The following is a 16,564-nucleotide window of genomic DNA, read 5'->3' as shown; positions in this document are numbered from 1 at the left end:
TAGAACCAGTTGATTACTGTCTCTTATGAATGAGAGTGTCTTCTTGCTCTTCCTGAGCTCTCAGGAGCTTTTCATTCTGGCGGTAAATTTCCAGCTCAGCTTCGCGCTTGATCTTGTTGATGGCATTGGTCTTTTCAATCTTGTAGCAGAGCATGCCGCACAGAGCCAGGTAAGTGCCTGACAGGAAGGAAATCAGCATCCATACGCCACGGGAATACTCAATGTCATAAAACGGCTGAACCAGCACAGCGAAAATAATGCATACGGAACCGTACACGACTTCATTTTCCCTGAGCATGAAGTAGGTTGCGCCCCATGCAAGGCCTATGGATCCAAAGATGCGGGCGTAGAAGTCAATAAGTGGTGTCCATGGAGCAATGGAAAACAGTAAACAGGCTGCACCAATAAACGAAACAAACTTGAAAAGAGCCACTGCATTACCTCTCTTTATACTGCTGATGGCAGTCGGATCTGCTGTTGTTACATGCTCTGCAGATCCCTACTAATAATTCAATTTCAGTCATATCCGGAAATAATCCGGGGCCAGGCACTGGGCAATTAGCAGCATTGCCATTATTTCCTGTTTGACAGCTTCGGATCTGCCTCTGCCAGCTGCATGAGGCCAGCTGCATGAGGCCATTTCCGGAAAAGTGCTGTCTTAAGCCCTCAGATAAACCAGGAGACAAAGCATATGCCCTGATTTTTCAGGGAGCCTCCTGAGGCTTTTGTGACAGGCGCCTGGTGTGTGATGTCCTGTACTACTTCATGATTAACGGCTTTGATTAACCGCTATTACAGCGTCAGGAACCAGTTTTAATCCTGTAAAAGCGTGCATCGGATTTTCGTCTGCACACGTTTGATGACAGTTACTGCAGACTGCGTGCCCATCTGGTACTGAAAAACTGTCATTATGCACCATAACGGTCAAATTTTTCGGACAGATATCAGCTTTGTGAAAAATACACAGCGCATAGCTTGCTGTAAGCTGTCCTTTATCATCATTAACCCGGCCCACAGGACTGTCAGTTTTGATGTCATTGCCAAAATGATACCCCATGAATCGCCCCTGGGATTCATAGCTGCAACAAAGTTGCGTTTTGATACCTTCATTTCGCACTGTATCAGAGCAAAGTGCACAGTCTGAGCCCTCTGATGGGGAGGTCATAATGTCTGTGCTGCACCGGCGCACCAAAAGATGCAGATTCTTAAATAAAAGCCATCCTGATGGGGTATCCGGAGCATTTACAGTCATGGCATCAGGATCAATATCCAGACAGTCCATGGCAAAAATACTCCTGCCTGTTACCTTGAGCAGAGCTTCGCGCAGGGTCCATTGACGGGCAAAGAAAGCGGCGCGCTGCCAGGATGATTCCATGGCCTCAAGCAGCTCATGCTCCCTGGCATTAAGCACTCTTTTAAGCAGCGCCGGACGCAGGCGGCGCTCACTTATCTGCTCAATATCCACACCCTGACTTTCAGGCCCCAAAGCAAGGGCCAGCACTCCATCAGTGTGCGAGATATTAAAGCATGCCCGGCTAAGATTATCAGGCCAGCACAACTCAGGTTTGCCTCCGGCGCCGGTAGCAATGGGCGGCATGGCCTCACTTGCGTTCACCAGCCCCTCACGGCACAGTGCAGCTTTGAGCAGTGCTCGTCCGGCGGTAAAAGACCGGGCCCGCTGCTCTTTCATCCCCGCTGCTGCCGAGGTGATGGCACTGTCAGGGGCAAGCAGGGAGCTGAGCTTCTGGCAAATACAGGACATAACTCCAAGATAGACCGGATTTTCTTCTGTGAGTTTCAATTGGAAGTCGACCCAGCTTAAAAAAAATCATAAGGCCGCACCAGGTGCGGCCCTCATTGCTAACGTTTAAGCAAAGCTGACTGCGCAAACTCATCAGTACGCATGTACCAAGTTACGCAGCAAAATGTTTTATGCCGCACTATGGGGCATTATAAAGCATCTTCATAATACCCCATCCAGCAGCCCCGGCTCAGGCAAGCCAGCTCCAACTGTCTCCAGCAGTCTCCAGGCACGGTCCATGTCCCGGTACGGCCCACGCCCCTGTCCCGGCCAGAGTGCCTGACCGGCCCACGCCACTGTACCTTCCGGACTACTTGCCCGAACGGCGGCGTGAGGCCAGTGAGCGGCGCAGAGTGCCCGGCTGACGGGTGCCCTCGCTACCGGCTGCTGCAGCTTTAGCTGCCTCAGCAGCCGAAGCTGGGGCAGCCTCAGTCTTTGTGGTGGCAGCTGCAGCAGCGGCCGGCTCGACCTCGCTGCGGGAGCGGCGACGGTGCTTTAAGGAGGCACGGGCAGTGCCCTGCTCCTTTTCAGCAGCCGGAGCTGCAGCAGGTGCAGCTGGAGCTGTCGGTGCAGCCTCTTTGGCAGCTTCCCCGGCTGGAGCTGCAGCCTGAGCAGCTGCAGGGGCGGCCTTGTCGGCTGCGGCGGCGCCGCGCGCGACAGTGGCCGCTACGGAAACTGCAGCAGCTGTGGATGACTTCTCCTCAGGTGAGAGCACACTTACCTTGGAGGTAAGGGATCTTACAGCCTGAGCTACGGCCTTTTCCGGCTCCTGAGATACACGGCTCAGGCGGTTCTTAAGAGCATCGAAGCGGGCACTGGCGCTGAGCTTCTCATCTTCAGCTGCAGCACGGGCAGCAGCATCTGATGCAGCTGCAGCTGCCTGAGCTGCAGACTTGCCGGCATCACTGACAGCAGCTGTTCCTGACTTGCCAGGCTCTGATGTTTCCTGAGGTCCGGAGGCTGCACGGGCAGCCATTTTACTCTTAAGAGCAGCAATTCCCTGACGGGCACGGGCGATAGAGTTATCACCTGCTGCAGCACCTGCTGCAGCACCTGCAGCTGCACCGGATGGGGCTTGAGCTTTTACAGCGCCTGCGCCAGCAGCGCCGACTGCAGCTGCCTGAGCTGCCTCATCAGCAACCTTCTGAGCGCGCTTTGCCTGGTTGTGAGCCATGTAGGATGCAACCTTGCGATCCTGCATTTTTTCAGCACTTTCGACTCGGGCGTTTAACGCACGATTCTTAAGCATATTCACGCGTGCGGCAGAACGGGTTGGCAGCTCCCTGTCACTGTTCTTTTCCACACGTTCAGCAACGCTTTGAACAGCCTCTTCCTTGCCTGACGCCTTGCGGGCAGCAGCGGCGGCCTTAACGGCTGCCATGCGCTCAGCCATGCTTCCGGCAGATGACTGGGCCGCTGCACCAGCAGGGGCAGCACCAGCAGCGGCGGCCGTTCCTGAGGCGAGTGCGCCCTGGGCGCCGGCCGGTGCAGCGGCACCTGCCGGGGCTGCCGTGCCGGAGGATCGTGCCGGGGCTGCTGTGCCGGAGGCGCGGGCTGATGCAGTTGCGACTGAGGCTGAGGCAGGGCGTCCTGCGGTGGCTGCAGATGCAGCGGCAGAGGCGCTGGTCAGACCCTTGATCTCGCCTGCAGGGGCGTTACCACTGACCTTAAGGGAGCGTGAAGCACTCTTTTCCAGATCATTATCGGCATCAGCGGTTCTTACTACCTTGCCCACATTGGCCTCAGGTACACCCTCTTTCTTCTTTTTGAGGGACAGAGCGTCAAGCTCATGGGCCTTGTGGATGATAAGCTCCTGATCGCCGGCACGTTTGATTTCAGGAGACTGAGCACCATCACCAGACTTGATCTCAATGCGCTCGGACTCAGAAAGAACCTTCGAACCTGAACGGCCAGCTGTGCCAGCGGTCCCAGAGGCTCCTGATGCACCCTTGTCTGACCCGAAGATTCCAGCCAGAGCGCGGGCCTCGTCCTGAGCTGCATCGGTGATGTGATCCTTAAGGGCGTAATCTGAGGCACTGGCACTGCCATTGGCTGCAGCCGGACGGGCACGGTTACGTGCTGCTGTGCCAGCTTGTGCGCCAGATGGCGCGCCTGTACCTGCGGCGGCACGGCCGCCCGAGGCCGGGGCTGAACGACCGCCTGAAGCTGCGGCTGCAGCGCTGTCAGAGGCACGGCCGCGAGCTGCGGCACCAGCCTGGGCATTAGCTTGCCTGCGACCGGCTGCTGCAGTCTGGACAGGGGCGCCGGCAGCAGGACGTGATGCGCGACCGGCACCAGCTGCTGCACCTGCGGCAGCAGGGCGCGTCTGTGCCGCTGATGAGGCCGCACCGGAGCGGTAATGGGTACCTGCGTTATAGTCAGGACCTGATGAATAGCTCTGCTGATCGATGGCGGCACTGTACTCGCTGTCGCTCAGACCACCAAGCACAGCAGCATCAGGGGAAGGATCGTTGCGGATAATGCCGCGCAGGGATTCGCGGGCCAGGGCCTCAAGAAAGGCCTGAGCCTCATCAGTAGCTTTCTGAGCACGACGGCCAAGCTTGCGGTTTTCCTGCTTGTTAACTTCCTCATCAAGCTCAGCGGTAATCTGCTGGGCAACCTGACGGGCCATTTCCAGCACCTGCTCACGGTTGAGCGGAGTGCCAGGAGCACTTTGCAGCAGATCATCACGGCTGGCGGCTGATCCTGACTGCCATGAAGCCTCGCGGGCAAAGGCAAGACCAGGCTGAGCGCCATAACGGCCTGATGGGGATGGAGTGTTTGGAGCTGGACGGCCCTCTTGGCGGGCAATCATGTCGGTAAGCTCGTTTTCGTGGAAATCAGCCTCGTATTCAGACTGACCCAGATAAGAGCTGCGATCAACAAAGCCGGCTACGGAAAGCTGAGATTTTTCCTTGAAGGTACCGCTCATCGAGAAGCTGTAATCAGTGACATTGTTGTCATAAACGCCAGGTGCCCCCTCAGGCTCATTCTTCCAGCCAAAGCCGCTGGTAGCTTTCATGCCTGATCCGTTCTGACCACGGGCATTACCATCAGGAGACAGGCCCTTGAGGCTGTCAAAGCCTGAGGTAATGTCATCATGACCATAGACCGTGCCCGGATGACCATGACCTGCTGCAGCACTGCCGTACAGATAGGAAATATTGCTGTTAACAGGCAGAGGCAGACCATGCTCCTGAGCAATGGTGCCGGCATTCCACTCATCCATGGTGGCAGCCGGTGGATAGTCATCAGCAGGCGTGCGTACGCCGCCTGCAGCGGCGCCAGAGACGACGCCTGGCACGCCAGGGGCGTCCTGGGAGGCGTCCAGGGAGTCTTCCTGAGCCTCAAGATCGGCAAGAGCCTCAGCTACAGTCTTGTGGGAGCGCCCCAGAGCTGCAAAAGCCTGCTGCTCCTCTTCATCACCGACCTCATCTTCACCGTTTTCAATGTCATTCTGACGCTGCTGAGCAGAGTTGAGCACATCAGCAAAGCTGAACTTGCTGTCGCTGTTTTTACTGCCTGAATTGCGGGCATCACGCTCTTTGAGCTTTGAAAGCAGACTGGCCTCAGCCTCATCACCGCTCTTGCCATCACTGTCGATAGCTCCGAGCAGATCGCCTACCTTGTTACCGGCCAGCGATACATCATCAATACTGATACGTCCTGAGGTGGTCAGATCAGATACGCTGTTGGAGCCTGCAGCACCGGCAGCGCCGCCGGCAGCAGCGCTGCTGCGAGGCTTTTTGCCTGAATAGGAATTAAAGTCTTCATCACCGTCAAGACTGGCATAACGATCATCAAGGGCACGGCTGACATCATCGCTGTGCTCCTCTTCATCGTCCATGGCGGCATAAGGAACTGAAGACCTGAGACGGGAACCTGAAGCCTGAGCTTTGTCACTGCCAGCCTGAGGCGTCTCTTTCTGGGCCTGATTGATCTTGGATAAAAGAGATGACCATGATGATGACTTGCCCTTGCCAGCGCCACCTGATTCAGCAGCGTCAGCCCATGCAGCATCGGCAGGACCTCCCTTTGAGGAGCCTGCTTTGTCCTTTGATGATTTGTCAGCACCTGAGGGGGCAGCGGCAGCGGCCTTGTCATCCGGCGCGCGGCCATTGCGTGCAGGCGCACGGCCTGCGCTCCTGTCAGACGCGCCGGCTGATCCAGCTGGCGCAGCTGAACCTGAGGCGGCAGCTCCGGCACCGCCCGATGCGGCTGCCGGGCCTGCCGGAGCCTGAGCGGTACTGCTGTGCGCAGCAATGCTGGTGCTGTAAGGATGATTGGAGGTGCCCAGAGCGGCATTGTCGATAAAGGCATTGCTGAAGCTTGGCTCATCATGCCCCATGTGATTTTTAAATGCGTCCGGTCCTAGCGTGGGCTCTTTCTGAGCATCATCAACGCCGGCCTGGGCCTTTTTGATGTCGCTCAGCGAAAAGCGGCCATGGGGATCCTCCTCGATGCCTGATCCAGAGCCCAGATCAGGGCTCAGTCCGTCTCCTGAATTATTTTTTTTTAAGTTGTCCAGGTCGACAACGGCATCTTCGAGGTTCAGAGGATTGTCATCAGAGTTGAGGTGGCGGGCACTGGCACTCTGCCATGACTTTTTTCCTTTCTTGCCTGCAGCCACCGGCTCACGGGCAGAAAGGTCATTGGTTAAGGCATTGCCAAGATCAGGATCATCGTCGCCCAGCTCTACGGGAGCGTCGTCCATATCGAGCTGTTCAGGCTCAGGCTGCTCCTTGACCTCAGGCTTTTTGAACATTGATACCAGAACGGTACGAATGACAAAAAGGACAATAAATGTGGCTACACCACCGGCAATACCCCAGGTATGACCGGTCTGTACATCAGGGAAATCTTCAGGGCTCAGACCAAGTTTCTGCAGCTCTTCAATCACGCGGCGTGGAAAGGCAACTGCCAGAGCCAGAGGCACGTCAGCAATCAGCATGGTGATAACACCAAATCTGAATGTACGTGGCACCAGGCAACACAGCAGGCCCAGAACAAATAACACGCCTCCAAAGTAGGAGAACAGCGCGTCTACAGAGGAAATAAGGTCAGCCATAACAGAGAGAGGTCTTCAGGACGATGAATAAATTCAGGCTCAGTAAGGTGGAGCTAAACCGGAGACCGGATATTGTGATGCCCTGCATCCAGGTGCAGGACAGACAGCCTGGCCATATACAGACAGGGTTCCGGTACAAAAAACGAACAGATGGGGCTGCAAGGTAACATTATGATGTCAGCTCTGACAACGCATTATAAAACGCATCATAAACTGACGGCCTGGACAGAATGCTTACAAAAGCCGGCAGGCCTGTACTGTCAGATACCTGCGGTGCAAAGCAACCCAGGTCATTATGCTTACAAAAGCCAGCTGGCCTGTACTGTCAGATACCTGCGGTGCAAAGCATCCCAGGTCATCGCAGCGGCACAGATGGTAATTACTGCTCCCTTGTGGCGCCGAGGGTAAATTCTCTTACCCCAGGCATAGCCTGCACGAAAATGTGTCACAATACCCGCACCAGCGTTCGATTATAACAAAGTACGGAACACAGATGGCTTTGTAACGCCCGGCGTGCCCGGCGTGCCCGTGCTCATTCCGCCGGAACCGGGCCTGTGCAGTACCTGCCTGAGCCCATGAGAGCGGCTGCATACAGTCAGTCCACCCGACAGCTATATTAGTTTACTGCAAAGGCCATACCCAGACCAAATAAGCTGGGCTAAACTTGCCCCAATGCTCTGGGCAGGGCCGTGTTTGCGTACTCAGGCTCAGACGCTGAAACCATTTTCACTTTCCATTTATGTATTCAGGTATTTAGCAAATGTTTGTCTGGGATATAGATCCTGTTGCCTTTTCTGTTGGTCCGGTGACCCTGCGCTGGTATGGACTGCTGTTTTCCGGCGGTTTTGTGCTCGGTTACTTCATCATGCAGGCCATGTTCAAAAGAGCCCGCTACAACACTGAAGACCTGGATCGCATGCTCTTTTATGTCTTCCTGGGCACGATCATAGGTGCACGTCTTGGCCACTGCCTTATTTACGATCCATCCTACTATCTGGCTCACCCGCTTGATATTCTCAAGATCTGGCAGGGCGGCCTTGCCAGCCATGGAGGCACTGTAGGTGTGATTCTGGCCTTTACCCTTTTTATCAGACGATCAAAAGGACGCTATCGTTTCTTTGAGATTGCTGACATGATTGTGGTGCCTATTGCTCTTGTATGCACCTTTATCCGCATTGGCAATTTCATGAACTCTGAGATTCTGGGCATACCAACCGACAGTCCTTTTGGCGTAGTCTTTGCCCGCCTGGGTGAGGATTTTGCCCGCTATCCGGCCCAGCTTATGGAGGCCTTTGCCTATTACATGACCTTTATCCTGCTGCTGTCTCTCTACATCATGTGGAAAAAGCGTTCTGAGGGCATGCTGCTGGCCATTTTGCTCTTCTGCATCTTCACCGCACGTCTGCTCATTGAACCGCTTAAGATAGAGCAGGCCGAATACAGCACTCACATGGCCCTCAATGTAGGCCAGCTGCTCAGCCTGCCATTCATAGCAGGCTCAATAGTGCTTATGGTCTATCTGTTCAGACGCGACCGTAAAATGCGCGCTCAGGGCATCAGCCCTGACCAGCTTCGCTCAGAGGCAGCTGACAGCTCCGCCTCTGACAGCGACAGCAGCAAGAGCTGATATCCCGTCGGCGCCCCGTGCCGCAGTGCGCCGGCACGCCTGGTGTCTCTGCACTGTATGCGCAACAGGCGCTGCCCTCCATACGCTGCAGGCGCTGCCATCCATGCGCAGCAGGCGCTGCCATCCATGCGCAGCAGGCGTCGCCCTCCAGTCTGTCCTCCGGTGCAGCTGGTCAGCATCAAAAGGTTAAACTTATTGTGTGGCAGGCCCTCCGGGCCTGAAAATTAAACTTATTGAGGAGAGTTTATGGCTCTTGAGGTAATTATCCTTGCCGCAGGTATGGGCAAGAGAATGCATTCTGATCTGCCAAAGGTACTTCATCCAGTGGCTTCAGTTCCTATGCTTTTCCACGTAATCAAGACAGCTCAAGAGCTCCAGCCGTCCCGTATTCATCTGGTACTTGGTCATAAAAGCGATCAGGTTGAAACAGCCCTGCAAAAGCTGGATGAGAGCACCCGCAGCCTGCTGACCATCTCCCTGCAGGAACAGCAGCTGGGCACTGCCCATGCTGTTATGCAGGCTCAGGACAAGTTAAGCCCGGACAGCCATGTAATCGTGCTTTATGGCGACACTCCTTTAACACCAAAGAGCGAGCTTGAGCGTCTGCTTGCTGAGCTTGAAAGCAGTGAACTTGCCCTGCTGACCTCCGAACCGGCCTCTCCTTTTGGCTATGGCCGCATTATCCGTGCTGCTGACGGCTCTCTTGAGAATATTGTCGAGGAGAAGGACGCCAGTGCCGAGCAGAAAGCCATACGTGAAATCAACACCGGCATGATTGCTGTCAGAGGCGCTGCCTTAAACGAATTTTTAAGCAGGATTGGCAACAGCAATGCCCAGCATGAGTACTACCTTACTGACCTGCCAGTGCTGATGGCTCGAGCCGGCCGCAAGGTAAGCATTGTCAGGGCCGAACCTTGCAATACCGATCGTCTTGAGGGTATTAATAACAAGGCTCAGCTGGCCTTTATCGAGCGTATCTACCAGAAAGAGCGTGCCCGTGAGTACATGATGAACGGTCTTACTCTTGCTGACCCTGCCCGCTTTGACGTACGCGGTGAGCTGATCTTTGGTCAGGACTGCTTTGTTGATACCAATGTCATCATTGAAGGTCGCGTAGTACTGGGCAACAACGTAGTCATAGGTACCGGCTGTGTACTCAACAATGTAACCATTGGCGATAACAGCATCATCTCCCCATACACCATCATGGAGAAGTCCGAGCTTAAGAAGGGCACCACCATTGGCCCATTTGCCCGTCTGCGTCCGGGCAATATCCTTGAGGACGATGTCCATGTGGGCAACTTCGTAGAGGTTAAGAACAGCCATATCGGTGCAGGCACCAAGTCAGGTCACCTGACCTATATCGGCGATACCGATATCGGCACCAATACCAATATTGGCGCCGGTACTATTACCTGTAATTACGACGGCGCCTACAAGCACCGCACTACCATTGGCAATGATGTCTTTATCGGCTCTGATACCCAGCTGGTCGCTCCGGTGACCGTTGAGGATGGAGCCACCGTAGGTGCGGGCACTACCGTTACCCGCACTGTCGCTGCCGGCACCCTGCACATCACCCGTGCCCAGGCCCGCACCATCACCACCTACAAGCGTCCGGTCAAGCAGCCTAAAAAGTAAGGCCTGCAACACCAGCAAACGACATCGCTCAGGACTCCGCCCTGCCCTGCAGGCGCGTAGCCTGCGCAAGGTCCCGCAGATCGCCCCAGTGCAGATCTGCGGGACTTTTGCTTTATGCACCAGGCATGACGTTGCCTCATCAGAGCCGTAGCCACTGCCATGCTGTGCACGTTCACGGCCACCACGCTGGCTCTGCAGCTGCAATGACAGTCCCTCTGCCATACCTCGCTCACTGCCATACCTCGCTCACTGCCATGCCTCGCTCACTGCCGTGGCGCCCCAACACCATGACAGTCCCTCTGGCGTGCCTCGCTCACTGCCGTGACGCCCACCACCACCATGACAGCCCCTGTGCCATCCCTGGCCGGTACACTGCCCCGGCACGGCACAGCGGCTTAAGTCGTCACTTAATTTGTTAAAATGTGAGGTTCAGCTGGATGCCTGAAGTGGACGCATCCGTATTCATGGTAAGCTCAGAACCTCAAAATCTGTCAGCTTGTGGCACAGGTACTGAGTACCTTATTTTCAGCTCAGCAGCTCTGCCCGTTAGGCAGATTTACATGACATACAGGCACAGAACCGTTTTACGGTTAGAGACAGGGCTGCCTCAAGTCATTACCTGAGCATTCACTACGCAGGGCGCAATGATAGAAGTTCAAAACTCCATAGCCTTTAAGGATCGCCTTATTTACGGCTTCAGCTGTTTTGGCAAAGATCTGGTCTATGGTCTTATTAACTGCTCGGTTTTTCTGTACTGCATTCAGGTACTGGATATTTCCGTGACCTTCCTTGGTCTGCTCTATCTTGGCCATCACCTGATGGGCGTCGTCTTTACTCCTCTTCTTGGTGCCTTTATCGATCACACCCGCAGCCGCCTTGGCAAGTACAAACCCTATGTAGTACTGGGCATAGCACTTAATGCGGCCGGACTGTGTGCTTTTTATTTTGTCCTGCAGATTGACCCTGACCTGCGCTATCTGTACATAGCCGCAGTCTATATGTTCTGGTCTCTGTCCTTTATCATCATTGACCTGCCTACCTGGTCGGTACTGTCAGTCTTCAATACCAATGTCGCAACGCGCGACTCCATGTCAGCCATACCCACAATCAGCCACTTTATCGGCACTCAGCTGCTGGTAATCTGCGTGCTGCCGGTACTCAACAAGGTCCCTTTTATTTCAATTGCTGACGGATCTGATTATCGCGTCATTGTCTTTATCTGCCTGCTCCTGCTGCTAATCAGTCAGGGCGCTTTCATCATGCTGCTGAGCACTTCTCCTAATGACTATCTGCCCCCGTCAGACGGCACTCAGCACTTCATCCCTCCATCTCCAGCAGTACAGTCAGCCCTGCATGCCTCTGATCAGAACAATGCTCTGACCGCTGCATCTGCAGCAATGACACAGGCCGTAACAGCTGGCGCCACTGCATACTCAGATCCTGCATCTGCAAGCGCAACTGCATCACATTCTGTCGTTGCAGCAGGCAGCGCTGATGAGGACTATATCAATGCCATGATCAGCCGCTCAGGTGCTGCTGCAGCAGCTGCTACCCTGTATGCAGCTGCAGGCGTAGCTCCACCACCTCAGAGCAACAGGGACAATGGCATAAGCACTGCTCAGGCCGTCCCTGAGAGCGTTCAGGCTGATCCTGACCGTGCCATGGCAGAAACCAGTGAGCTTTACAGCACCTATGTGCTTGAACGCACCGGCCGTCAGCGCCAGCACAATGCCCGCGACTTTTACGATCAGATCTCAAGCACTGCCCGTGGTGCGGAGTTTGACCCGGCTCAGTCATTCATGTCACCTCAGAACCCTGCACAGGGCATGCTGCATTCATTTTGCAGCCGCGCCAATCCTCTGCGCCTGCTCAATCGCATGTTCAAGGTGATCTTCAACAATGATCAGCTGGTAGTTCTGTTTTTATGCAGCATTCTGCTCAATACCATGATTGGTATTGTGCTTGGTGCTCTCATAACCTTTTTCATGGAAAGATCGCTCTTTGATCAGCCTACTATTTACTTTATTTTGCTGGCCGGAGCTCTGATCCAGTGCTTTAGCATGATTTCCTTTTCCTCCATGGCAAGGCAGATACCACGCTCATGGATTTTCAATCTGTCTATCTGCATGGCCATCACATCTTTTGGCCTTATAACCATTGCTCCGCAAAATGAAGATATCTTCTATGCCTGTCTGGCCGGCTGCATGTTCCTTGGCAATATTGCCGTAGGTCTGTGTCGTGTAGCTGTAACAGCCATGACTATTGATACTGTGGACTATGGCGAGTTCAAATTCTCCCTGCGCACAGACGGAATGGTCTTTGCCATGCGTTCCATGGCACGTCATACCGGAGCCATGGTGTCCTTTTTCTTCTATGGCGGAGCCTTTTCACTTACCAATCATATCAATACCAAGGGCGTCAGTGTCCCTGAGATCAGCATGAATCTGGCTGTGGCCATAGCCTCCATTCTGGGTATTACTGCTGCTCTGATTTTCAGCTCCTACTACAAACTCAATGGAGCCTTTTACCGTAATATTCTCAATAATCTGCAGTATCTCAGACAAAATCAGCATGCCGAATCAGGTGCTGGTGCTGACGGCACCAGACATTTCATGCTGCGCTACAGCCTGGATGAGAGCACCATGATTATCAAGCTCAAGGCCCGAACCATTGATGATCTGCTCAAGGCCATGGTCCAGAAACTGGCCCGAGTTAATGCCATTACCTCAGAAATTGACTACATGCATGATCTGCGTGCCCGTCTGGACCTTGGACCATGTGGTATTGCCGAGGGCATAGCCCTGCCACATGCCAAATCATCCTCAGTACGCCGCGCCACCGTAGTGGTCGCAACTCTTGATGAGCCAATGGATCTTGGCGCCCTTGATGATCGCAAATGCGATCTGGTCTTCCTGCTGGCCAGCCCTGACGACGGCGAAACCCACCTCAATCTCCTGGGCCGCCTGTCCCTGCTGTTAAATGAATCAGGCTTTGCCGAAAAGCTGCGCACCTCAGGCTCCCCTACCGAGCTTTTCGAGCGCCTCATCCAGTGCGAAAAGCACATCGTTAACTGACAGCAGCCCCTGTCACCCCTGCAGGGCCAGGACAAGTCATGCCTGTCCTGCCCATGCCCCACCCTGCAAGGCCTGCCATGCTCTGCAGCCATGCTCCGCAGCTATGCCATGCAGGCAAGCACGGCCATACCAGGCACGCATGGCCGCTGCGTCACCTCCTGTCATACTGTGATGCACAGCCTCAGCCTGATCGGCATAAATATGGCTCATTGATCCACCACATGCACCATCTGACGTCACACAGAGCATATCCATGCCGTCTGTCTTTTCCCCTGTCCACATGCATCTTATAATGGCTTTAATATCTGTTCAGATCACATGCCCGGAAAAAGCCATGTCTCTTTCTCTCAATTCTCTTATCCGCCTGGCATTATCCCGTCTTAAGTTCGGATACCGCCCCCTTGCAGCTGCTGTATCTGCCCTTGCGGGCCTTATGCTGCTCATCGCCCCGTCCTTTGCTCAGGCAGCTGAGCTTAAGGTATGTGCCGTCCCCCAGCTCTACCAGGCAGTCAACTATCTCAAGGACCATGCTCCTGTTAAGTTCAAGCCTGTCTTTGGCACAGCAAATGAGCTCTATGCCCGCATTGCGAACGCTCCGGGCAACAATACCCGCCGTGTCTGTGATGTACTGCTTTCGTCAGACGAGCGTCTGCCAATCAGCCTGATTCGCTCCCAGAAAGCACTGGGCAGCTCCATGAAGGCCTTTGCCCGCGCACCTCTGGTGCTGTGGTCAGCCGATCCGACACTGTTTAAAGGACACGATCCGCGTGCACTCTTTGCTCAGCAGAAGATAAAGTCTCTGGCCATTGCTGACTCCTCCCTTACCCCTGTAGGCTACGCCTCCCGACAGGCTGTAAGAACATCAGGCTTCAACACCTCCTACCTTAAGGACAAAACCTACAGAAGCGAACATGAGTACCAGGTATACTCCATGGTTTCATCAGGCAATGTACAGGCCGGATTTGTTACTCTGCCACTGATAACCTCCATTAAGCACCGTATCCCAGGTTCGTTTTATATTGTGCCTCGCTCCCGCCACTCTGACATCCAGTACTATGGCGTGCTGCTCATGCAAAGCAGCAAGCTCAGAGCCGCGCAGCTGCTTCTGACCTACATCATTGACGATCCCCGCGCTCACAGAGTCTTCACCACCTTTGGCTTCGCCCCAATAGCCCCAGAGGAATAGCAGGCATCCCAGTGACCAGGATGCGATTGCGTCAGCTGCGCCTCATAACCATGAAAAAAGCCCCCATAATGGGGGCTTTTTTCATGCACTCACATCACTCCGTGCAAACGTATATGTTTTATAAAGCGTTAAACACTGCAAAGGCATAGCATTCAAAATGCGAAAAGGCGGGATAAACCCGCCTTAAATGATAAAGAGAGAAAGATAATTCTGTATTACTGACCTGACAGGCTCAGAGCGATAGTTGGGCGCTGGCTGGCCTGAGCCAGAACGGCCAGATAAGCCTGCTGGATAATGTTGTTCTTAGTCAGGGCTGAGGTCTCAGAACTCAGATTGCGCTGAGCATTGATGTACCAAACATTCGTGTTAACGTAAAGAGCCATAATTCAATCTCCCTTTATGGCCTTAATACGTTCCATAAACTCTTCTGTGCCTGCCTGAACATGTCATGGGCATGAACACACTTACCTGACCTCACGCAAGGTGTTTGCCATATGATTAATGCGCGAGTTACGGGGCATTTAGTCACAAGCAAACAAGGTCCGCATGATTAAGAATATTCACATCTAGTCAAGCACAGTTTTAAACTTCCTCCAGTTGATAAATAAGCTCATCATGCATATATGATATGACCTGCTATTCAATTTCAATAACAAACAGCACGTTAACCTTATTGCATGTGAGGTCAACTTCTGTGGCCCACCACGACTTTACTGAAACTAAATACAAACATCCCGGAGCATCAAAATGGGCGTATATGTTAATACCAATGTAAGCAGCTTGAACGGCCGCAGATATCTCAATAACGTACAGAATCAGCTGACTACTACCTACCAGAGACTCTCTTCAGGTCTGAGAATTAACAGCGCCAAGGACGATGCTGCTGGCTTACAAATCAGCTCCCGCCTGACCACCCAGGTAAACGGTCTTAACCAGGGTAACCGTAATGCCGCTGATGGTATCGCCCTTGCCCAGACCATTGAAGGCGCCATGGACGAAACCACCAACATGCTCCAGAAGATTCGTACTCTGGCTGTCCAGGCTGCTAACGGCACCAACACCGCAGATGACAAGGCCGCCCTCTCCAAAGAGGCTACTGCTCTTGTTTCCGAAATCGATCGTATTGCCGGTCAGACCCGCTTCGGTGGCGCACTGATCCTTGATGGAAGTAAGGATACTGGTCTGTTACAGGGTGGCAAGGAGTCTGCAGGTCAGCTTACACTTCAAGTAGGCGCCAACAAGGGCGATACTATCACCTTTGATGTTGCTAATGCCCACTTCACAAGAATTGCTCAAGCCTCCGGCAAATTTGGCGCCGCTGGTGGTGGTGGCGGCGGTGCTAAGATTGATATGACCAAGTTCTTTAACACCGGCAAAATCTTATTCTCAAAAGCAGACGCTGCAAATGAAGCAATTGCTGCTATGGATGCCATGATTGCTCAGATCGACTCTGAGCGTGCAGGCCTGGGCGCTATCCAAAACCGTTTGGAGAGCTCTATTCGTAACCAGGCTAACGTTTCTGCCAACCAGGCTGATGCCCGCAGCAGAATTCGCGATGCAGACTTCGCCGAAGAGTCCGCAAATCTGTCCCAGCAGTCCATCATTCAGCAGGCTGCTACCTCCATGCTGATGCAGGCTAACACCCGTCCACAGCTGGGTCTGTCACTGTTAGGCTAATTTAAACAGCACATGCTACCTGCAGAGCCTGCAGCGCTCTGCAGAGTCTCCGGAACCCCTGACCATGCGGTCAGGGGTTTCGTCGTTTCAGGCAACCTAATCAACCAGAAGTTATGACACTTTTAATAATATAATTCCTTATTTGTTTTATAAATCATTATGTTGCCTTGTACGCAGAAACGGCTAACGTATGCGGTGTCCGCGATTTGACTGCTTGCCTGAAATGCTCTGCACAAAGTCACAATCCATTGAAGCCTTATATCTAGTTTAATGACGTTTTTACTATACTTTTCGCATAAATACGCCATTTTTGCATATACGTTATGCTATTCAATTTCATATGACGCAAGGCGTTAAATCTACTGCATGTGAGCCAACTTCTGTGGCCCAATATCAACTGAAACTAATAGTGAAAATACCGGAGCTTAATCATGGGCGTATATGTTAATACCAATGTAAGCAGCTTGAACGGCCGCAGATATCTCAATAA

9 protein-coding genes are annotated in these 16,564 nt (G+C 53.6%); 5 read left to right on the top strand and 4 right to left on the bottom strand.

Translation table 11 applies throughout. From position 1 onward, the window contains the following. Window positions 1-13: 13 nt before the first annotated feature. From MXE41_RS04460 to MXE41_RS04450, 3 genes are all read right to left on the bottom strand, one after another. Window positions 14-433 (bottom strand): hypothetical protein, encoded by a 420-nt coding sequence (locus MXE41_RS04460; protein ID WP_246976082.1) that lies wholly within the window; start codon window positions 431-433, stop codon window positions 14-16. A gap of 336 nt (window positions 434-769) precedes the next feature. Then, window positions 770-1,465, bottom strand: a complete 696-nt coding sequence (locus MXE41_RS04455) for a 4'-phosphopantetheinyl transferase superfamily protein (RefSeq protein WP_247099515.1) — start codon at window positions 1,463-1,465, stop codon at window positions 770-772. A gap of 646 nt (window positions 1,466-2,111) precedes the next feature. After that, window positions 2,112-6,869, bottom strand: coding sequence for a hypothetical protein (locus tag MXE41_RS04450; RefSeq protein WP_247099514.1), 4,758 nt, complete (start codon window positions 6,867-6,869; stop codon window positions 2,112-2,114). Window positions 6,870-7,629: 760 nt separating this feature from the next. Here MXE41_RS04450 and lgt point away from each other — a divergent pair. The 4 genes from lgt to modA all read left to right on the top strand — a co-directional run bounded on the left by lgt (window position 7,630) and on the right by modA (window position 14,397). Next, window positions 7,630-8,496, top strand: a complete 867-nt coding sequence (gene lgt, locus MXE41_RS04445; protein ID WP_247099513.1) for a prolipoprotein diacylglyceryl transferase — start codon at window positions 7,630-7,632, stop codon at window positions 8,494-8,496. 246 nt (window positions 8,497-8,742) lie between these two features. Next, a complete protein-coding gene (gene glmU / locus MXE41_RS04440) occupies window positions 8,743-10,137 on the top strand; it encodes a bifunctional UDP-N-acetylglucosamine diphosphorylase/glucosamine-1-phosphate N-acetyltransferase GlmU (RefSeq protein WP_247099512.1) in 1,395 nt (464 codons plus the stop codon). A 644-nt stretch (window positions 10,138-10,781) separates the two neighbouring features. Next, window positions 10,782-13,211 carry an MFS transporter gene (locus MXE41_RS04435; protein ID WP_247099511.1) on the top strand — a complete coding sequence of 810 codons (2,430 nt, stop codon included), beginning with the start codon at window positions 10,782-10,784 and terminating at the stop codon, window positions 13,209-13,211. Window positions 13,212-13,545: 334 nt separating this feature from the next. Continuing rightward, on the top strand, window positions 13,546-14,397 hold the full coding sequence (gene modA, locus MXE41_RS04430) for a molybdate ABC transporter substrate-binding protein (RefSeq protein ID WP_246976102.1): 852 nt from the start codon (window positions 13,546-13,548) through the stop codon (window positions 14,395-14,397). Window positions 14,398-14,612: 215 nt separating this feature from the next. Here modA and MXE41_RS04425 read toward each other — a convergent pair whose 3' ends face one another. Continuing rightward, entirely contained in the window at window positions 14,613-14,780 is a 168-nt protein-coding gene (locus tag MXE41_RS04425) for a hypothetical protein (RefSeq protein ID WP_247099510.1), read from the bottom strand. 364 nt (window positions 14,781-15,144) lie between these two features. Here MXE41_RS04425 and MXE41_RS04420 point away from each other — a divergent pair, with 364 nt between their 5' ends. After that, window positions 15,145-16,074: a flagellin gene (locus tag MXE41_RS04420; RefSeq protein ID WP_247099509.1), complete on the top strand. Its 930-nt coding sequence runs from the start codon at window positions 15,145-15,147 to the stop codon at window positions 16,072-16,074. The last annotated feature ends 490 nt before the right edge of the window (window positions 16,075-16,564 follow it).

This window comes from Anaerobiospirillum sp. NML120449 (genome assembly GCF_023051105.1).
In the GTDB taxonomy this organism is placed as follows: Bacteria; Pseudomonadota; Gammaproteobacteria; order Enterobacterales; family Succinivibrionaceae; genus Anaerobiospirillum.
This window is presented reverse-complemented; position numbering and strand designations above follow the sequence as displayed.